We start from the raw sequence: 21102 nt of genomic DNA on the forward strand, positions 1-21102 counted from the left end.
AAAAATTGGCATTAATCTGCACTTTGTTTTTTATTACTGAAGTACAATTGGCGTACTGTACTAATATAGTGTGCGTGCCAAAAAAAATTGAGACCTATAAGAATCAAAAACAGGAAGTGACATCAATAGACCTCTTGCATAACCTCATTCTGAGGTAGAAATTCTGGGAGTTTTCACATAAAGATAGATAAGAGCTGTTCTTGATATTGTTTGAATATTTGTGTAATAGTAAGAACGCACCAAAGCTTGATGGATCCGTATACCATTGACTCTTTTTTAGAAACGATTTTAGTGCGCCGTGTCATTCGGCATAAATGATGTCGCGTGTTGCTATTATCTCTCTCGATACATACTGTGCCAGACTTTCCAATTGTATGACGCTCTTTGGGTAAAATTTTAGAAAAAGCATCCCAATCATCCGTATAAAAATGACATTCTTTCAGATGACTCACTTTTTGTAGAGCTTTTGGAATGTTGCAGTATCACGATTGCCTGTAACCCAGGCAACTGTTCTCCTTGTACTACGATCAACTGCCTTAATGATCCAAAGCTTGTTTTTTTGAACCAATAAAATGCCACATCTCGTCGAATTCCATCTCCATAATATCCGAAGAGACAACTGGCTCCTGAGTCTTGCCCATCGCCTCTACTACCCAGCGATAAATTATGGACGGCGAATGCCCTAATATCTTGCCTAACATAGAAAAAGAGCCCTTACCAAGACTATATAGCATAACGCATAATGCTTTCTTAACAGCTGTTTGAGGCTTCTTGCCCAGATCGCCCTCAACAAAATTTAGAACATGATCTGCACTTATAACGCTGTACACCCCCTCACAATGCCATTCTTTACAAAGATATCAGAGCAACATCCCTTACAACAAACCATAAAACCACTCTTTAGTTTTTAAAAAAGTGATCATATCATACTTCTATCTAATTGTGAAAACTCTCAAAATTATTTATCAATTTTTGAGAGTCTATGGTTGTTTTATTTGTATCTTTGTTACATCCAAGCAGCATAAGACTTACGAGCAATAATGATACAAAAAATCTACACATAGCCATTTAAAAATATTGCATAAATAAGATATAAATCAATTACTACCGGCTAAAGCGCGGTAGTTTGTGTAACGCTTGCAAAGCAGATTAAAAGCGTAAACGCTAAAACTCTGATATTCTAAAATCATCTTTTTTGTGATGTTCCTCATGCTGTTCTATATATTTTTGCACTTCTTCTGAATTCACATTGCCAACTGTCACAACAAAATACCCTTTGGCCCAAAGATGTTGCCCACAATACCGCTTACGGAGCAGTGCAAATTCCTGTAGCAACTTACGACTACTTATACCTTTAATATATTGCACAGCTTTAGATATTGATATACTAGGCGGAACCAATGCTAATATATGTACGTGATCAGGACTCATACTGCCACTAATTATATTTATGTAATTAGCAGCACATATTTCTCGGATTACTTCCCTAGTTCTAATCGCAACTTGCCCAGTTAAAACTCTATACCTATACTTAGTACAATATAACTCTCGACATAAAACTAGTGCAGCTAAATAACTAGCATCACTAAATTTCATTTAACTGCATTGTTGCAACGACTATAGCAATCAAGCTACGCAATAATAAGATAAAAGTTTAAAAACATAACAAGCAAATTATAAGATTCTAGCTTTTTATTCGTATTTTAAACAAATCCTTTAAATTGCTTCGCTCTATATGGTCTTCCTAATTTTTTCAGGGCTTTTGCTTCAATCTGTCTCACACGTTCTCTGGTAACAGAGAACTGGTGTCCAACTTCTTCCAGAGTATGATCTTGAATAGAAAGCCCTATACCAAACCTCATTCTCAGGACTCTTTCTTCTCTTGGTGTTAGAGATGCTAAGACTTTAGTGGTAACGTCACGCAAATTAGAGCGTACAGCGACATCCAGAGGTTGTAATGCATTTTTATCTTCAATGAAATCACCAAGGACGCTACCTTCATCATCACCAACAGGATTTTCAAGACTCATAGGTTCTTTAGCTATCTTTAGCACCTTTCTAGATTTGTCTACATCTATATCTAATTTTACTGCTATTTCCTCAGGTGTAGGCTCTCTTCCCAAATCATGTGTCATTTGTCTTGCAGTGCGCAGTATCTTATTTATTGTTTCTATCATGTGCACAGGAATCCTAATTACCCTTGCTTGGTCGGCTATAGACCTAGTAATAGCTTGTCTAATCCACCAAGTTGCATATGTAGAAAACTTATATCCTCTGCGATACTCAAATTTATCTACAGCTTTCATCAACCCTATATTTCCTTCTTGTATCAGATCTAAGAACTGCAAGCCGCGATTTGCATATTTTTTAGCTATAGAAATTACAAGCCTTAAGTTTGCTTCTATCATCTCTTTTTTAGATTTAGCAACCATCCTTTCAGCCTTTTGTACTTCCGCAACAAGCTCCTTAAAGCTTGCTACATCAATTGACCAAACTATTGCCATCTGCTTAATTTCATTTCTAATCTCATCAATTTTGCTTTCATTTTCAGAAATAAACTTGCTGTATTTAGGATCTTTTTTCAAGCTAGAAATCCAATTCGGATTTAGCTCTTCTTTTGTATATTTATTCAAAAAGTCTGCTCTATCTATCCCATAAGATACAGCTAATTTTAACAACTCTGTTTCAACTTGAATCAGCTTTTTATTATTTTGATAAAGCTCACTAATCAATGCTTCTATATTCGTCTCATTCAATCGCATCTCAAGCATAATATCAGAAAGCTGCGATATTAAATCCTCATATGTTTTTTGTTGTTCAGCTGAGAAAGCTTTTCCAGTTAGTATTAGATCTAATTTTTCTTGTTGCAAAACCAGAAGCTTACTACCTAAATCCACAACACTATTAAACAATGCCATGATCTTTGGTCTTAGTTCAGTTTCCATGCTGAGTATGGAAGCATTCTCATGTCTCTCATTTTCATCTATATCCTCTATCTCTGAATCCATATTTTCATTCTCAGACAATTCTTCATCAAAGTCGCCCTTTCCGCCTTCTATGCCAAAACTGTCTTTATGTAATTCTTGTGAATATGTAGCATCAAGATCTATCACTTCACGCAGCATTATAGTATCATTCACAAGTCCTTCATACCACCTCATAATTGCTTTGACAGCAAGTGGACTTCTACATAGATGTGCAATCCTTCTTCTATTCCCTTCTTCTATGTTTTTTGCAACTTCAACTTCACCATCTCTAGTTAAAAGAAGTCTATACCCCATCTCTTTGAGATACATCCTCACAGGGTCATTGCTACTTAGAGCTTCAGCTTCATCCACATCGTTTTCTCCTTTAGTAGTAAAAGAGTTTTGTGGTTTTATAGAAACATCTAGATCTATAGTATCTATGTTTTCCTCATCTTCGCGAGCCTGAGAAAGGCTGATTCCGGCATCACTAAAGAATGACATTGTGTCATCTACTTTTTCTTGACCTGCACTTGAAGTAAGAATCTTATTTAATTCATCATAATTAGCAAACCCTATATCCTTGGTTTTTTCAATGAGTTCTTCCAAAGTTTTCTTAGTAGCAGCATTTTTATTCTGCTCTTTTTCTTTTCGCAGGTTATTACTCACAGCCAGTTCACCTCCAATGTGATAAATACTAGGTTAATCATCAAAATTTAATTGAAGCAAAGTTTAGTACTACGCAATTTTTAGCTCATTCTTATAACGCAATTCATATGACTTAAGCTGTAAAAGCCTAGACATAAGCTCATCACTCGGATTTTGCAGCAACTCCTGTTGTGTTTCTTCGATCTGAGAGCGCAATATTAGTAACGAATGTACACGAAATGCCCTAGTCAGAACAGCTCTTGCTTCATCTATAGAGCTACCTATATAAACACTTGCTTCTTCCGCTCTACTCAATATTGTACTTTTTATTCCTTTTATAGAATCAAGCTCGTTATTACAATTATTAGCAGAGCGCTGCAAAACGTAGTCCCTAATTTCGCTAAATAGACCAAAATCTTTAGCTTCAAAGTTCACAAACTCATCATATATCTCGTGTTCATTCAACAATTCAGGAAATTTCAACAATACACACAAAATGGCCATTGTATGACTATTTTCTTTATTCATCAAGAATTTCATTTGACTAGCTAGTACTGCAGAATGCGCTACATTTTTAGAACTACTATTAAATTTACTGTATCGTTTTTTAAAAAATAAGTCTAAAAAATATCGCCTATATTCGATGCTTAGTGCTTTATCCTTTATAGAAGCTGCAAGATTTATTAGTGTATTTTTAAACTCTACTTGAGATTCTGGAGTTGATAATTTTCTTGCGCTAGATTCGGTTGCAAAAAGAAAATCTACAAGTGATATACTTGAATTTAATACTTCTCCGAGTCTTTCTATATCACCTCCAAACTTGTTTATAACCTCATCGATATCTTTTCCGTCTTTCAGCATCAAAAATTGTAACGATTTTTGAGGAGTAACATCTGGTAAAACCTCAAGAGCTATACGTTTTTGAGCAGTCAGACCTGCATTGTCAGAGTCAAAACATATAATAGGATTTTTAGATATATTCCAAAGCAACTCAACATGAGATTTTTTAAAACTTGTTCCAAGTGGCGCAACAGCGTTTTTAAATCCAGAGCCTGCAAGAGCGAGCACATCCATATATCCTTCAACTACGAAGATCTCCCGCGCCTTGCGCGCAGCCTTTTCTGCTTCATGGAGTCCATACAGAATATCGCCTTTATGAAATAGTGGATTTTCAGATGAATTTACGTACTTTGGTCCATAATGACTACTGTTTATCAATCTACCACCAAATGCTATAACACGCTTGCTACGGTCAAATATAGGAAATATCACACGACCACGCATCAAATCTTTAAGATTGCTTAAATCTTTCCCAAATACAGAAGACAAAGCAATTTCTTCGAGGGTAAATCTTTTTTTCAAATATGAAAATATTTTGCTTGAGTCATATGGAGCAAGTCCTAATCTATATAACGTTATAATATCGGTTTTTATCTTTCTAAGGCACAGATAATCCAGCCCGGAAGTATCATTTTGCGAATGTAAATGATTGTGGTAAAATTTTGTTATTTCTTCAAAAATTGCATAACATACTTCTTTAGTTTTATCTCTGCTTTGCTCATGCTTTTTTTCTAGTTCGACACCAGCCATAGCCGCCAGCTTCTCAAGTGTTGTCTTATAATCTAGTCCTTCAAAATCCATTATAAATGAAAAGATATCTCCGTGAGCCGCACAGCCGAAGCAATAATAGAAGCCCTTAACGTCACTGACAGTAAATGATGGTGTGTTTTCTTGATGAAACGGACAGAGACCCAAAAATTCGCCACCACCTTTGGGCTTCAGCTTGACGTATTGTGAGATAAGAGACGAAGGCGCAATCCTTGCTTTTATTTTATCCGAGCAAGCCATGCATAAACCTTAAACAAATAATAGTTGAGTTAGTTAACCTATAAACTAAATGTAAAAAAGTAAAGCGTAATTGCGTGCAGATTAAGCACGGTATATCTTGTTAACTTCACGTTTATCATTTACGTATTTCAAAGTAATATTTAATTCTTACGTATAAATAGAAAACAAGATAAAAGCAAGCTGCGTCTATACGCTCTAATCTACTCAGGCTTTGCTATACTTGTAGATGAGCTGTAGTTCAACATACATTCCTCATCTTCTGCAATGAGTCCTAATTTACTTCTAGCGAGTTCATCTAAAAAATCAATGTCAATACTTTCTGCATATAACATATGAACCTTGTTTTCTAAGGCGATTTGTTCGGAATTCAAAGAATCTAAAATACCTTCTTTTTCAGCGATTATATTTTCGTATCCAAAATAAGAAAATAATCCTCTATTTCCTGCAAACATATGATACGTGAAATATATCAGCATTGCGCTTAACATGAAAGAAATAACTAGAGGTTTTTTCAACATACGTTAGCCTCAAAATTACAGTATATAATATAACTTTCTATTTCTTGAGTTGTATAGCAGTAAAAGAAATTCATTGTCAAAATTAATGATTAATATAAAAGTAACATTAGCAAAAGCTATACTTGTGGGCCAAAATGCTCTACATCATAAATAGTAGGTAAGTGAAGCACTATTATATAGTGCTGGATTATATTTTGTAAATATTCTATCATCTGCACCGTTAGTATGATAAAATGGTGTAGCGTTTTTGTTTTATTTATATGCTTTTATTTGCGCGATATAGTTGTATGAGTTCTATGTTTTTAAGTAGTGTCAAACTAAATTGCTGTGTTTAATGTGTGTTGCTCAGGTAGAGTATTAATATGAAGATGTGATTGTAACAGCAGTTTAGCTTTTTATAAAAATTCCAATCTTTGATCGTTTTGTTATTAATTAGTTGACAACTTTTATGTTTAACGCTTTTTTTAGTTTATTTTCGCTGGATATGGCTATAGATCTGGGGACGGCGAACACTTTGGTTTATATCCCAGGAAAAGGGATAATGTTAGATGAGCCTTCCGTAGTTGCATTGTTAAATCATAGAGGTACGATGGTTCCATATGCATTTGGACAAGAAGCAAAGATGATGCTTGGACGTACTCCTACAGAGATTCACGCTATAAGACCATTAAAAGACGGAGTAATAGCAGATTTTAAGGCTGCTGAAGAGATGGTTAAACATTTTATCATAAAAGTTCATGATAAAAGTTTTTTTGCAAGACCAAGAGTAATTATATGCGTTCCATACGGTTCGACACCTGTTGAAAGAAGAGCGATACAAGATGCGGTGGAGAGTGCAGGAGCAAGAGAAGTATATTTAATACAAGAACCTATGGCAGCTGCTATAGGAGCAAATCTTCCAGTTACAGAGCCAACTGGTTGTATGGTTGTGGATATAGGAGGAGGAACTACTGAAGTTGGGATTATATCACTTGGCGGGGTTGTGACTGCAAAGTCTGTACGTGTCGGTGGGGATACAATGGATGAAGCAATCATCTCTTATATAAAACGATATCATAATCTGCTTATAGGGGAATCTACTGCCGAGAAAATTAAAAAAGAGATTGGCTCTGCAAATCCAACTTCCAAGATGAGTAAAGCAAACAGTATGCAGATCAAAGGCAGAGATCTACTGCATGGAATTCCAAAAGAAATAGTACTGACAGAAGAAAAAATAGCGGAAAGCTTGCATGAGCCAATTAACCAGATTATAGCGACTGTGAAGACTGTGCTTGAGTCTGCGCCGCCTGAACTTTCATCAGACATAGTAACTCGTGGAATAATGCTGACAGGAGGTGGGGCCCTGCTCAAAGGCTTAGATGTAGTAATACAATCTGCAACTGGGATTCCTGTATATATAGCGGAAGATGCGTTAACATGTGTTGTGCTTGGAACTGGAAAAGTGCTTGAAAATTTCCAACTTTTAAAACACGTTTTATTTAAACAAGATTAATTCAGATAAGAAATGAGCTTAGATTTTAAAAAGTATTATAACGATTTGTTATTTTTGCCGTTAGGCGGTGCCGGAGAGATTGGCATGAATTTAAACCTTTACTACCATAAAGGAAAATGGTTAATGGTAGATTTAGGTATAGGATTTGCAGATGGTAACTTCCCAGGAGTAGATGTAGTTGTTCCTAATGTTAGTTTTATATCAAAATATGCAGAAGATGTAGTAGGACTTGTATTAACGCATGCGCATGAAGACCATATTGGAGGAGTGCAATACTTTTGGACAGATTTCAAATGTCCAATATATACAACGAAATTCACATCAGAAGTTCTAAAAGCAAAAATGCTTGAAGCAGGGTTGGGACATGATGTTGTTATACATGAAATGTTGTCCAACAAAAAGGTTGATATAGGACCTTTTAATGTAGAGATGATTCATATTACTCACTCTATTCCTGAAATGAATGGTCTAATGATAAGAACAGATAAAGGAAACATATTTCACACAGGAGACTGGAAGCTTGACCGTGATCCACTAATTGGACAAGCAACTGATGAAGTAAAGCTCAAGTCACTTGGTGATGAAGGAGTGCTGGCTATGGTCGGGGATTCAACCAATATATTCAATCATGGTTGGTCAGGGTCTGAGGGAGCGCTACAAGAGAGCTTGCATGAGATAATAAGCGGCTTTGAGAACAAAATGATTGTTATAACAACCTTTGCTTCAAATATAGCAAGACTTTCTGCAATAGCGACGGCAGCAGCAGAGTCTGGTAGGAGGATAATACTTGCTGGCAGATCTCTTTGGAGGCTTTATAGAGCAGCAATCGCTTCTGGATATCTCAAAGATTTGCCAGAATTTTTACCAGATTCTCAAATCAGCCAATTTAAAAGGCATGAGGTTTTAATAATTTGCACAGGTTGTCAAGGAGAGTTACTTGCAGCAACTAATAAGATGGTTGATGAGACGCATCCAAACATTAAACTGCATGAAGGAGATGTTATAATCTTTTCTTCTAAGATCATCCCAGGAAACGAGAAGAAAATATATGCGTTATTTAATAAGTTTTGTAGAAAAGGTATAGAAGTTCTAACAGAGAGGGATCATTTTGTACACGTCTCAGGTCATCCTGCTAGAGATGAAGTATCTAGGATGTATGATTTGATTAGACCTCAAATTGCTATTCCTGTGCACGGTGAAGCAATACATATTCATGAGCATGCTAAGCTTGCTAGGTCAAAGGGTTGCAAACATGCAGTTGAGATTGCAAATGGAGATGTATTCCAAATAAACTCACCAAACCCTATAAAAATAGGAGTAGTAGAGTCAGGTTATACACTTGTAGATGGATATTGTTTGATAGATTCAGATAGTACAATCATAAGAAAACGCCGTTCTATGCGCGATCATGGGTTGGTTGTAGCTAACTTACTATATAGTAAGAATGTCATGGTGAAAAAGCCGAGAATAAATGCGCCAGGCGTTTTGGAGTATTCTACTGATAGTGAACTTTTAGACATGATATCGAAAGAACTAAATTCTGCGCTTAAATCTTCGGGTCGTTTGCCAGATAAGGCAATAGAAAAAACTACAGTGAGTATAGTGCGTAGTATATTAAAACAACAAATAGGCAAAAGACCTGAGATAGTAGTAAATATAATAAGGGTTTAATATAGCAACTTTCTGTTTATTCATGAAGAATACTTTCACAAAATCCGTAAGTTTTTTGCGTTTATTATAACATTTTCGAGAGTTTTCACAATTAGATAGAAGTATGATATGACCACTTTTTTAAAAACTAAAGAGTGGTTTTATGGTTTGTTGTAAGGGATGTTGCTCTGATATCTTTGTAAAGAATGGCATTGTGAGGGGGTGTACAGCGTTATAAGTGCAGATCATGTTCTAAATTTTGTTGAGGGCGATCTGGGCAAGAAGCCTCAAACAGCTGTTAAGAAAGCATTATGCGTTATGCTATATAGTCTTGGTAATGGCTCTTTTTCTATGTTAGGCAAGATATTAGGGCATTCGCCGTCCATAATTTATCGCTGGGTAGTAGAGGCGATGGGCAAGACTCAGGAGCCAGTTGTCTCTTCGGATATTATGGAGATGGAATTCGACGAGATGTGGCATTTTATTGGTTCAAAAAAAACAAGCTTTGGATCATTAAGGCAGTTGATCGTAGTACAAGGAGAACAGTTGCCTGGGTTACAGGCAATCATGATACTGCAACATTCCAAAAGCTCTACAACAAAGTGAGTCATCTGAAAGAATGTCATTTTTATACGGATGATTGGGAGGCTTTTTCTAAAATTTTACCCAAAGAGCGTCATACGATTGGAAAGTCTGGCACAGTATGTATCGAGAGAGATAATAGCAACACGCGACATCATTTATGCCGAATGACACGGCGCACTAAAATCGTTTCTAAAAAAGAGTCAATGGTATACGGATCCATCAAGCTTTGGTGCGCTCTTACTATTACACAAATATTCAAACAATATCAAGAACAGCTCTTATCTATCTTTATGTGAAAACTCTCACATTTTTTTACGGATTTAAAGCGCTATTTTGACACTCGTGGCATCATTTCATGCTTGTTTTGAGACTTTTAAGCGTGCTTACTAATTAATAGACCTCTTGCATAACCTGTTCCAAACTGTGATTTGATTGTCACTAAAACATAAAAACACTCACGTGGATCATTGTTTGGTGACGTTTTGCAAAAATCTACTCTATAAGAATTTCTACCTCAGAATGAGGTTATGCAAGAGGTCTAATGTATTTTTGCATATAAGCTAAACATCAAAGTAGGATGTGACTTTCTAGTCGACCGAAATAGAGTTAAATTTTCGCCATTTTGATGCAATTTGAAAGTAGCAAAGTGCTGTTTCTAATGGTGTAGAATCTTTGATTAGCTCCGATACAACATTATTTTTATCTAATTTATAGTGAGAGTACAACTTTTGTGGCTTTAATATAAAAAGCGATTTATCTGTCAAGTATCCAAGCTTTTGATAGTTTGAAATAAAGCTTCTGTTTATGTCATCTTTTAATGCATTCTTTCCATAAAATGTGCTGTTATAACTCATGTTTAGCATTCCAAGTATTGTAGGTGCTATATCAATCTGACTAATGAGTTGATCAACATACATGCCAGAGTATTTTGTAATATTAGACTCCTTCTGAAACTCTATTCCAGCGGCACATTGCTTTGTCACATCCTTAACTTCAGGATGCTCATGTATTTTTTGTACACTGTGCTCCACAGCTCCATATGCTCCTTTCACTTGCGTAACTGGAACAAATTTCCGAAGAAGTCTATTTTCCTTTTTATTTTCTAAGCAATTTAGCTTTGTTGATGAATCAATAGTTGGAATAATTTTAGGCGCATAAATAATCATGGGTATGTTATATTTGACAGGGTCTAATTCTACTTTTCCAGCACTATTTGCAGTATGATCAGCTGTTATAACAAAAATTGTATTATCAAACCAGGCTTGAGTTTTAGCATTTTCAATAAATTGTTTTATTGCATAGTCTGTATATTTAATAGCTCCTTTCCTTTTATTATTTAATGGAGTATCTATTTTGTTATCTGGATATGTAAAAGGCGTATGATTTGATATTGTCGCAATCATATTAAAGAAAGGCTTATTTCTTGAGTGCGATTTGTTGCTCTCTCTAATCACTTTATTAAATAAATCTTCATCACAAACTCCCCACGCATTTGAAAATGTTACTTCCTCCTCCGCAAAATTACTTCTATCTATAACTTCATATCCGTTATTCGAAAAAAAGTAACGCATATTATCAAAGTTACTATCTCCACCTTGTATAAATTTACTTTCATATCCTTTGCTATTTAAGATATATCCTAATGAAAATAAATTCTCATTATGTAATCTTTGGATTATTGCATGGCCAGGAATTGGTGGTATTGATAAGTTTAGCGCGGAGAGACCATATGCTGTTCTTATTCCAACTGCATATAAATTAGTAAATAATATTGATTCTTTGACAAGGTCATTTAAATAAGGAGTTAGATTCTGTTTATCACCAAAAGCAGATAAAAATTCTGCGCTCAAACTCTCAACAACTATAAGCATTACATTATATCTTTTTTCAGGACCTTCTTCTTTTATCTCTCTCATAATGACATCATTAAGAAATCTGCTATTTGGAGTTATGATTTCAGCTCTTAAACGCTTTAGTAAATCCTTTTCTTCTCTTTGTAGATAAAAGTCATCATATGAAAGTTCACTTTCTTGAAGTGCAGAAAGCAGGGCATGGTACCCATTTTTTGCAATTTCATTTAGATACTGGTTATTAATATCATATAGATACTGCTCAGAAGTAACATATAAAAAGATTGCTAAAGCGCATAGTGCAATCCCGCGATATAAAATAGTGAGATTAAAACATAAAAGACTATTTATATTCTTTTTCCATAGATTCATTGATAAAAGAAATGTAGTAATCAAAGGTAATACAAGTATTGTAGAGAATATTACATATAAAGAATATGATTCTCTGATATTTGCTATCACCTCTTTTGTATAAATCAAGTAATCTATCGCAATAAAATTAAAACGATTATGAAATTCAGCCCAGAAAAAATATTCTGCTGTTGCTATAAGATATACGAATGAAACAAGAAAAAATAATACAATTACGTTATATAATCTAGAGAACGCTGCTTTTTTGAATGGAAGGGAGAGAAAAATGAAGGTTATAGTAAGAAGGCATATAAATATGCATATATCCTCTATAGTTCCACATAAAAAAACATAAAATATACAACACTGATCTTCCTTAATATTATGGTATTCGCTAATTATCAGCCATAAGCGTACACAAAACTGTATCAAAAGAAAAAAAATGAAAAAAGGCTTGATGAGTTGCAAATGGAGCAAATAGTGCCATTTTATATACATTATGTCTTTTAATCGAAGTGACCTGAGAATTTGCAAGCAATAAACCATTCTCTAAAATATTTAACAAACAATCAACATATCAAAGTCCCTTATATCATCATAGTAATGTAATGCAAACAGTATTATAGATGCATAAATGAGATTTAACATACTCTTAATATATTAAAATATTTGCAATAATCATATTGCAAATATAAAAACTCCATAAGGATTTATAATTAGCTTGAATAATACGTATCGTAAATTGTATCTTTAAAAGGATTTGTATGTAATATGATATATTCGCCTGTTATATATACTCATTGTATTGTGACTTTTAGATATAATAAGGTGATTATGCTTTTTATAATTTACTTATGGTTAGATAGAGATAGATTCGTGTTTAATTGATATTAAAATCGCAATATCGGCGACATATCGCTTGATAATATTAAGTTTATGTAGTTATATGTGATATGGTTAACACCCTCGCCTTTAGGCGAACACTTTAGTATTAGTTATCTAGGAAATGTGCTAAGGGAGGACGAATGGAATATAGGAGATGATCCCACAGCCTATATGACCTAAAGTATCATATAGTATTTTGTACTAAGTATAGGTATAGAGTTTTAACTGGGCAAGTTGCGATTAGAACTAGGGAAGTAATCCGAGAAATATGTGCTGCTAATTACATAAATATAATTAGTGGCAGTATGAGTCCTGATCACGTACATATATTAGCATTGGTTCCGCCTAGTATATCAATATCTAAAGCTGTGCAATATATTAAAGGTATAAGTAGTCGTAAGTTGCTACAGGAATTTGCACTGCTCCGTAAGCGGTATTGGGGACAACATCTTTGGGCCAGAGGGTATTTTGTTGTGACAGTTGGCAATGTGAATTCAGAAGAAGTGCAAAAATATATAGAACAGCATGAGGAACATCACAAAAAAGATGATTTTAGAATATCAGAGTTTTAGCGTTTACGCCTTTAATCTGCTTTGCAAGCGTTACACAAACTACCGCGCTTTAGCCGGTAGTAATTGATTTATATCTTATTTATGCAATATTTTTAAATGGCTATGTGTAGATTTTTTGTATCATTATTGCTCGTAAGTCTTATGCTGCTTGGATGTAACAAAGATACAAATAAAACAACCATAGACTCTCAAAAATTGATAAATAATTTTGAGAGTTTTCACAATTAGATAGAAGTATGATATGATCACTTTTTTAAAAACTAAAGAGTGGTTTTATGGTTTGTTGTAAGGGATGTTGCTCTGATATCTTTGTAAAGAATGGCATTGTGAGGGGGTGTACAGCGTTATAAGTGCAGATCATGTTCTAAATTTTGTTGAGGGCGATCTGGGCAAGAAGCCTCAAACAGCTGTTAAGAAAGCATTATGCGTTATGCTATATAGTCTTGGTAATGGCTCTTTTTCTATGTTATGCAAGATATTAGGGCATTCGGCGTCCATAATTTATCGCTGGGTAGTAGAGGCGATGGGCAAGACTCAGGAGCCAGTTGTCTCTTCGGATATTATGGAGATGGAATTCGACGAGATGTGGCATTTTATTGGTTCAAAAAAAACAAGCTTTGGATCATTAAGGCAGTTGATCGTAGTACAAGGAGAACCGTTGCCTGGGTTACAGGCAATCATGACACTGCAACATTCCAAAAGCTCTACAACAAAGTGAGTCATCTGAAAGAATGTCATTTTTATACGGATGATTGGGATGCTTTTTCTAAAATTTTACCCAAAGAGCGTCATACAATTGGAAAGTCTGGCACAGTATGTATCGAGAGAGATAATAGCAACACGCGACATCATTTATGCCGAATGACACGGCGCACTAAAATCGTTTCTAAAAAAGAGTCAATGGTATACGGATCCATCAAGCTTTGGTGCGCTCTTACTATTACACAAATATTCAAACAATATCAAGAACAGCTCTTATCTATCTTTATGTGAAAACTCTCAAATTTTCTAAAAAATAAACAGCAAATATATGTTGTTATTTGTGGTAGTTGGCATTACTTCGTCAATTTCTTCGCAAATATATAATATTTGACTCGAAAATTCACTTGCACTCTAAAAAATCATGCCCTTCAAATTCATGCGCGTGCACTTACTTAAGGCAGCGCCTAGGACATAATTTGCTTGCTTAGATATCAAAACAAGCAAGGATTCTATGATTCTTGTGAAAACAGGCGGTAATCGAGGCTAATTCCGAGATTATGCAGAATTTTGCAATTCTCATTCGTATTTTTAGCGAAAATTGGCAAAGATCATGCTTTTGAGCATTATCTTGCTGATAAGCTTCGCTGTACTCGATTCTATACAACCATAATTTGATTATAGCATCTTATTATAATACTACATAATTATTTATTGTTAAATTGCGTATTATCACCTAAATTTTAAATTTGGCGTCGCGATATATAATAAATTTATTGATTTATTCGATAAAAAGTCATTTATACTGCTTTGATAATATAAGAGCAATTTTTATGATCATAATATAATATAATTTCCAATAGCATTTCCTATAAAACTAAAAAATTTTGAAGTTAAGCTGTTATATATGGCGCTGGCATTCTAAAAAATCATGCTCTTAAAATCCTCGCGCGGGCACTGACCTTGAGCGCGGCATCTAGGAAATTAGTATTATTCTTCTACGCCAGCTTCTATCAAGAACTGTTGCAGAGTAATTATTTTATCTCTAAGTTCAGCCGCGAGCTCAAAATCAAGGTCTTTAGCTGCAGCAAGCATCTGAGATCTAATGCGCTCTATACTTCTCTCTATTTCTCTTATACTAAGTTTTTTAAAGTCTAAAGAATCATCTTTGTAAATTTTTGCGCCATTTTCAGTGGCTCCAAGAATCTCAAGCGCTTCATTGATAGCGTCACTTACTTTTTTCTTGACAGAAACTGGTGTTATACCATGCACTTCATTATATGTTTCTTGTATTTTTCTCCTCCTTTCAGTTTCGCTCAAAGCTTTCTCCAAAGAGTTTGTAATGCGATCTGCATAGAGTATTACTCTTCCTTTAGCATTTCGTGCAGCTCTTCCGATAGTTTGTATGAGCGATGTCTCTGAGCGTAAAAAGCCCTCTTTATCTGCATCAAGTATGGCAACTAGTGAACATTCGGGGATATCCAAGCCTTCTCTTAATAAATTTACTCCAACTAATACATCTACAATGCCAATACGTAACTTATTTATAATTTCTACTCTTTCAAGAGTCTGTATTTCAGAGTGAAGATATATAGCCTTTACACCTATATTTGCTAGATAGTCTGCAAGATCTTCTGCCATTTTTTTTGTAAGCGTAGTGACCATAACACGCTCGTTATTTTCAGCAGCAATTCTACATTCATTTAATAAATCATCAACCTGCGTCTCAATTGGTCTGATTATACATACAGGGTCTAAAAGTCCTGTTGGTCTTATTACCTGCTCTATACATTTGTCTCCAGCTAACTCAAGTTCTATTTTTCCTGGAGTTGCTGAGACAAAAATAGTTTGAGGGCGCATTGTATCCCATTCTTCAAATTTCAGAGGTCTATTATCTTTTGCAGATGGTAACCTGAAACCATATTCAACTAAATTTGCTTTACGCACTTTATCGCCATTAAACATTGCGGCGACTTGTGGAAGAGTCACATGACTTTCATCCACAAACAATAATGCATTTTTAGGTAAATATTCAAAAAGAGTTGGAGGTGGCTCTCCTGGCTCTTTACCAGACAAATACCTTGAATAATGCTCTATTCCATTGCAACTACCAGTTTCTAGCATCATCTCCAAGTCAAATTTCACTCTTTGTTCAATACGAAACGCTTCAGGCATCCTATTTTGATTTTCAAAATATTTTACTCTTTGCTGCATCTCATGCTTGATAAGGCGAGTGGCCTGTTGAAGGGTTGGTCTCGGTGTTACATAGTGGCTATTGGCAAATATAGTTATCTCAGATAAAGTGTTTGTACGTTTATTATTAATTGGATCAAATTCATTAATTTTCTCTATTTCATTGCCAAAAAATGTAACTTTCCAAGCCCTATCTTGATAGTGCGATGGGAAAATGTCTATATTTTCTCCTCTAACCCTAAATGTACCGCGTTCAAAGCTGGTATCATTTCTCTTATAGTGCAGCTCCACTAACTTTTCTATCAATGCTTCTCTAGAAAGCTTCATACCAGCTTCAAGCTTTTGAGTCATTTTTAGATAGAGCTCTGGCGCACCAAGTCCATATATGCAGGAAACAGAAGCAACTACTATTACATCTTGTCTTTCAAGTAATGCTCTGGTCGCAGAGTGCCTAAGTAAATCTAACCTATCATTTATACTTGCATCCTTCTCTATATATAGATCTCTCTTTGGAATATATGCCTCAGGTTGATAATAGTCGTAATATGAAACAAAATATTCTACTGCATTATTAGGAAAAAAACCTTTCATCTCAGAATATAACTGTGCCGCCAATGTTTTATTATGAGCCATAATGATGGTAGGCCTATTTGTTTTCGCTATCACATTTGCCATAGTAAATGTTTTGCCAGAACCAGTGATTCCAAGTAATACCTGATCTTTTGCTTCTTGGTCTATATTTTTTACTAAATAGTCTATGGCTTTTTGTTGATCGCCTGCTGGTAAAAATTCTGTATGTAGATTAAATGTGTTTTTTTGCATGTGAAGTTTTTGCTACTTATCTCTTTTTAATATGCTATATTGATTAAATGTTGAGCCGTTTTTATGGCAAATCTTTGCAAAGAAGTTTGGCATTGCTTTGTATATACTAGTCATACTTTTCAAAATTGGCGTTGTCAAAATACTCCTTATGTTATTTTATGTGTATACACATATGCCAGCATTCTTCATGGCTCTTTTTAAAGTTTAATTTAGTATGTACATAATAAACGCCAACTCTTCATTTGCATGCTGGTATATGTACTACAAGCTTTCTACTTCTGTTGCCACATAGTTTATGGAGGTGGGCCGCTTACTGGTTTTTGTTACGCATTATTATTACTTTAAAAACATTCTATGATCTCATTTAATAGCAAAATTGTGAATATAGGTGCATTGCTGCTCATAGTTTACTTGTACTGTCAATACAACAAGGAAAGAAAAAAAGTGGATAATGATTTATTTTCTTCTTTTCAATTTATGCAACACGGTTCAAGCAGTGCAATGCACAACTTCTCTATACCAAGTGGTAAAAAATACAAAGATTTCAGTCTATACGAAAAATTCATGTATAACTTATATAAGGACAACATTCCAGATGATGTCCGAAAAAAAATAGAAGAATAATCGGTCGTTTCAATCTATAATCGCTTATGCGATATCAATAGAATAAAGTAATATTCGTCGTACTTTTCAAAATTGGCATCTTTAAAATGCTTCTTATGTAGACGCTGCCGGCAAAGCCACTTGCGCAGGACTTTTTGGCCTGATTTTCTATGCACTCTAAAAAATTATGCTATTAAAATCCTCGCGCCCAACTTATGAAGGCAGTGCTACTTGCGCACTTTCATTCTTCTGAGTCACTTGCGTCATAACTCTAAGACTTGAGGATTTATGTCGGTTTCAAGTTATTATGATGCACCGAAAGTCCCGCAGAAAAAGTGATAAAATTGCCAAAAGCCTTATGGACTTTGTTAAGTAGTATTTGCTAGGTACAGGACAAATTACATACCAGAAAATTAGCCTATGTGTGCTTTCAAGCTAATTTTCGTATATTCAACTTTCAGAAAAATTAATGTGCGTAACAAATCGATGAAATAGCAACTCTTTTCATTGATCGAAGATATATTATTTATATATGCCTTGCAGCTAATCATGCTCAAAAGAGCATAATTTTACGATTAGCATTACAATACCACAATATACACAAGATAAGGCTGAGCCTAACATTACACCAATTTTGGCGCTAGACAAATACATCTGATTTTCAAAAGATAGTATTCCAATGAACAGGCTCATTGTAAAACCTATGCCACACATTATAGATACAACGTAGTAATGCAGCATTGAAACCTTCTGCTGTAGCTTCACTACTCCACACTTCACCAAGAGAAATATAGTGCCAAAAATACCAATCTGTTTACCAAAAAATAATCCAAATATTATACCAAGAGTAATTGAGTTAAATATACTATTGAATGAAAGGTCTGACAATAAAATGCCGCTATTTGCAAATGCAAACATAGGTAAAATAATATAAGAAACAAATGGTGTGAGGGCATGTTCTAAAGATCTCAGTGGTGAATAATTTTCATCAATATAAAGCGGGATGGAAAATCCAAGGATTACACCAGCGATTGTTGCATGTATGCCAGACATATAGCAGCAGTACCACATAATGAGTCCAACAAGCAAGTAAACTGGAATATACGCTACTTTATAGCGATTTAAAAGCAATAGAACCAGCACACAAACTGCTACACAAGCTAAATAATACCAGATTATTGTCTCTGTATAAAAGAAAGCAATCATTACTATTGCAATCAGATCATCTATTATTGCAAGGGCTGTCAGAAAAATCTTGAGCTGAGCTGGAAGAGATTTTCCAAAGAGTAGCAGTACACCAAGTGCAAAGGCTATATCAGTAGCGGCGGGGATAGCCCAACCCCTTACTTTCACGTGGTCATTATAGTTAAAGGTCAAATATATTAAAATAGGAACCAGCACGCCCCCAATAGCAGCAACGACAGGAAGTAACCTTTGCTCAGGGTTTGCAAGATGACCGGCAATTAACTCTCGTTTTATCTCAGTACCAACAACTAAAAAGAATATTGCCATTAAGAAGTCATTTATCCAATACTCTAATGATAATTTAAAAGCATGGTTGCCAAAAGAAAGAGTAAATTGTTCGTGCAAAATCGCATTATAAACGTCAAAATAATGAGAATTCGCAATTAGAAGTGCAAATATAGCAGAGCCAAATAATAATACACCTTTTTCGACTGCTCTATGTAGAATGAGCCCAAAATTTGCCAATCTAGTTACTATCATATGCTCAAGTGTGATATGAATTATTAGATATTAGTTAAATAGCTGACCTATCACATTTCTTATCACAATCTTCGGTATTCAAAACCAAGTCAGCAAAAGTAAAAGTCAAATATTAAGATGGTGGGTCTGGGAGGAGTTGAACCTCCGACCTCACGCTTATCAGGCGTGCGCTCTAACCACCTGAGCTACAAACCCATCTAAAATTTATCTCCAATTGACGCTCTAACATCTTCTACTATACGCCAAGATTCTTCTTAGCAACTTTCTAATAAAAAATCAACTATATATACTTCATGACATCATTCTATTTATCTTACTGTAACAGATTAATGAATTATTTCTCTAAAGTTTGAAGTGATAAGTAAAAAGTACTTAAAGATATTTTAATGCAATTATACACTCTCATACTTTGCAAAATTGGCATCGTCAGGTCCTTGTAGCGTTATGTATTGATTATACAAATTCTCCTTTGACTCTTCCCAGCTCTTTTTGAAGCCTAACTTCATATGTGCAAAAGTTAAATACCAACTCTTCATTTCTTATAGGCAGAAAACTAGTCATACTTCAAAAATCGAGAGTTTTCACAATTAGATAGAAGTATGATATGATCACTTTTTTAAAAACTAAAGAGTGGTTTTATGGTTTGTTGTAAGGGATGTTGCTCTGATATCTTTGTAAAGAATGGCATTGTGAGGGGGTGTACAGCGTTATAAGTGCAGATCATGTTCTAAATTTTGTTGAGGGCGATCTGGGCAAGAAGCCTCAAACAGCTGTTAAGAAAGCATTATGCGTTATGCTATATAGTCTTGGTAATGGCTCTTTTTCTATGTTATGCAAGATATTATGGCATTCGCCGTCCATAATTTATCGCTGGGTAGTAGAGGCGATGGGCAAGACTCAGGAGCCAGGTGTCTCTTCGGATATTATGGAGATGGAATTCGACGAGATGTGGCATTTTATTGGTTCAAAAAAAACAAGCTTTGGATCATTAAGGCAGTTGATCGTAGTACAAGGAGAACATTTGCCTGGGTTACAGGCAATCGTGATACTGCAACATTCCAAAAGCTCTACAAAAAGTGAGTCATCTGAAAGAATGTCATTTTTATACGGATGATTGGGATGCTTTTTCTAAAATTTTACCCAAAGAGCGTCATACAATTGGAAAGTCTGGCACAGTATGTATCGAGAGAGATAATAGCAACACGCGACATCATTTATGCCGAATGACACGGCGCACTAAAATCGTTTCTAAAAAAGAGTCAATGGTATACGGATCCATCAAGCTTTGGTGCGCTCTTACTATTACACAAATATTCAAACAATATCAAGAACAGCTCTTATCTATCTTTATGTGAAAACTCTAAAAAAATCATCACGCAAGCACCTTTATTAACAGTATAATGTGTGAAAATTGAGTCAGGAGCAACATTTCTAAAGTTTTTGAAATATAAAATTCAACGATTTTTGCAAGTGGATATGTTGTAAGCAACTACTAAAGTTGTAAAATGGTGTATGTCAAGGCAGTATAAAAATATCATGTAAGGTAGAATTGAAAAATCTAGCCTACTGAACAAAAAATCTTATTTCTCAAGTTAGCCTATGGTACGTTAGCTCTCTATTGCTAGCTTAATATAAAAAATCTATAATATGTATTAGACCTCTTGCATAACCTGTTCCAAACCGTGATTTGATTGTCAC

At 34.8% G+C, this 21102-nt stretch carries 19 protein-coding genes, 1 tRNA gene and 1 pseudogene; 10 read left to right on the plus strand and 11 right to left on the minus strand.

Annotation, left to right across the window (positions count from 1 at the left end):
• Positions 1-173: 173 nt before the first annotated feature.
• From AACK98_RS06655 to AACK98_RS06685, 7 genes are all read right to left on the minus strand, one after another.
• Positions 174-452: an IS1 family transposase gene (locus AACK98_RS06655; RefSeq protein ID WP_339040922.1), complete on the minus strand. Its 279-nt coding sequence runs from the start codon at positions 450-452 to the stop codon at positions 174-176.
• Positions 415-579 (minus strand): hypothetical protein, encoded by a 165-nt coding sequence (locus tag AACK98_RS06660; protein WP_339040402.1) that lies wholly within the window; start codon positions 577-579, stop codon positions 415-417. The genes AACK98_RS06655 and AACK98_RS06660 overlap by 38 nt, the downstream gene beginning before the upstream one ends.
• Entirely contained in the window at positions 537-830 is a 294-nt protein-coding gene (locus AACK98_RS06665; RefSeq protein WP_339040924.1) for a hypothetical protein, read from the minus strand. Before AACK98_RS06665 ends, AACK98_RS06660 begins: the two co-directional genes overlap by 43 nt.
• A 334-nt stretch (positions 831-1164) precedes the next feature.
• Positions 1165-1596: an IS200/IS605 family transposase gene (tnpA, locus tag AACK98_RS06670; RefSeq protein WP_339040926.1), complete on the minus strand. Its 432-nt coding sequence runs from the start codon at positions 1594-1596 to the stop codon at positions 1165-1167.
• 107 nt (positions 1597-1703) lie between these two features.
• Complete coding sequence (gene rpoD / locus AACK98_RS06675) at positions 1704-3632, minus strand: RNA polymerase sigma factor RpoD (protein WP_339040928.1); 1929 nt, start codon at positions 3630-3632, stop codon at positions 1704-1706.
• A gap of 69 nt (positions 3633-3701) precedes the next feature.
• Positions 3702-5459, minus strand: coding sequence for a DNA primase (gene dnaG / locus AACK98_RS06680; RefSeq protein WP_339040930.1), 1758 nt, complete (start codon positions 5457-5459; stop codon positions 3702-3704).
• A gap of 200 nt (positions 5460-5659) precedes the next feature.
• Positions 5660-5977, minus strand: a complete 318-nt coding sequence (locus AACK98_RS06685; protein ID WP_339040932.1) for an FtsB family cell division protein — start codon at positions 5975-5977, stop codon at positions 5660-5662.
• A gap of 448 nt (positions 5978-6425) precedes the next feature.
• Here AACK98_RS06685 and AACK98_RS06690 point away from each other — a divergent pair, with 448 nt between their 5' ends.
• From AACK98_RS06690 to AACK98_RS06705, 4 genes are all read left to right on the plus strand, one after another.
• Positions 6426-7469: a rod shape-determining protein gene (locus tag AACK98_RS06690; protein ID WP_339040934.1), complete on the plus strand. Its 1044-nt coding sequence runs from the start codon at positions 6426-6428 to the stop codon at positions 7467-7469.
• Between the two features lie 12 nt (positions 7470-7481).
• Positions 7482-9140 carry a ribonuclease J gene (locus tag AACK98_RS06695; RefSeq protein WP_339040936.1) on the plus strand — a complete coding sequence of 553 codons (1659 nt, stop codon included), beginning with the start codon at positions 7482-7484 and terminating at the stop codon, positions 9138-9140.
• A gap of 201 nt (positions 9141-9341) precedes the next feature.
• Positions 9342-9725, plus strand: coding sequence for a hypothetical protein (locus AACK98_RS06700; protein ID WP_339040938.1), 384 nt, complete (start codon positions 9342-9344; stop codon positions 9723-9725).
• Entirely contained in the window at positions 9632-10000 is a 369-nt protein-coding gene (locus tag AACK98_RS06705) for an IS1 family transposase (protein WP_339042637.1), read from the plus strand. The genes AACK98_RS06700 and AACK98_RS06705 overlap by 94 nt, the downstream gene beginning before the upstream one ends.
• 291 nt (positions 10001-10291) lie before the next feature.
• On the opposite strand, the gene AACK98_RS06710 is transcribed toward AACK98_RS06705, so the two are convergent.
• Entirely contained in the window at positions 10292-12373 is a 2082-nt protein-coding gene (locus tag AACK98_RS06710) for an LTA synthase family protein (RefSeq protein WP_339040939.1), read from the minus strand.
• Between the two features lie 587 nt (positions 12374-12960).
• On the opposite strand from AACK98_RS06710, the pseudogene tnpA (AACK98_RS06715) reads away from it, so the two are divergent.
• The 3 genes and pseudogenes from tnpA (AACK98_RS06715) to AACK98_RS06725 all read left to right on the plus strand — a co-directional run.
• Positions 12961-13362: pseudogene (gene tnpA / locus AACK98_RS06715) on the plus strand (IS200/IS605 family transposase); the annotation flags it as partial.
• Positions 13363-13696: 334 nt separating this feature from the next.
• On the plus strand, positions 13697-14080 hold the full coding sequence (locus AACK98_RS06720; RefSeq protein WP_339040941.1) for a hypothetical protein: 384 nt from the start codon (positions 13697-13699) through the stop codon (positions 14078-14080).
• A complete protein-coding gene (locus tag AACK98_RS06725) occupies positions 13987-14355 on the plus strand; it encodes an IS1 family transposase (protein ID WP_339042651.1) in 369 nt (122 codons plus the stop codon). Before AACK98_RS06720 ends, AACK98_RS06725 begins: the two co-directional genes overlap by 94 nt.
• Before the next feature lie 696 nt (positions 14356-15051).
• Here the strand turns inward: AACK98_RS06725 and uvrB are convergent.
• Positions 15052-17076: an excinuclease ABC subunit UvrB gene (gene uvrB / locus AACK98_RS06730; RefSeq protein ID WP_339040943.1), complete on the minus strand. Its 2025-nt coding sequence runs from the start codon at positions 17074-17076 to the stop codon at positions 15052-15054.
• A gap of 444 nt (positions 17077-17520) precedes the next feature.
• On the opposite strand from uvrB, the gene AACK98_RS06735 reads away from it, so the two are divergent.
• Complete coding sequence (locus AACK98_RS06735) at positions 17521-17700, plus strand: hypothetical protein (RefSeq protein WP_339040945.1); 180 nt, start codon at positions 17521-17523, stop codon at positions 17698-17700.
• A gap of 522 nt (positions 17701-18222) precedes the next feature.
• Here AACK98_RS06735 and nhaA read toward each other — a convergent pair.
• Both nhaA and AACK98_RS06745 read right to left on the minus strand, forming a co-directional pair.
• Complete coding sequence (nhaA, locus tag AACK98_RS06740; RefSeq protein ID WP_339040947.1) at positions 18223-19404, minus strand: Na+/H+ antiporter NhaA; 1182 nt, start codon at positions 19402-19404, stop codon at positions 18223-18225.
• Between the two features lie 118 nt (positions 19405-19522).
• Positions 19523-19599, minus strand: a tRNA-Ile gene (locus AACK98_RS06745).
• A 502-nt stretch (positions 19600-20101) separates the two neighbouring features.
• Here AACK98_RS06745 and AACK98_RS06750 point away from each other — a divergent pair.
• Positions 20102-20518, plus strand: a complete 417-nt coding sequence (locus AACK98_RS06750) for a hypothetical protein (RefSeq protein WP_339040949.1) — start codon at positions 20102-20104, stop codon at positions 20516-20518.
• Entirely contained in the window at positions 20481-20759 is a 279-nt protein-coding gene (locus AACK98_RS06755; RefSeq protein WP_339040346.1) for an IS1 family transposase, read from the plus strand. The genes AACK98_RS06750 and AACK98_RS06755 overlap by 38 nt, the downstream gene beginning before the upstream one ends.
• Positions 20760-21102: the final 343 nt, after the last annotated feature.

Source organism: Candidatus Lariskella endosymbiont of Hedychridium roseum, from assembly GCF_964020185.1.
Classification (GTDB): domain Bacteria; phylum Pseudomonadota; class Alphaproteobacteria; order Rickettsiales; family Midichloriaceae; genus Lariskella.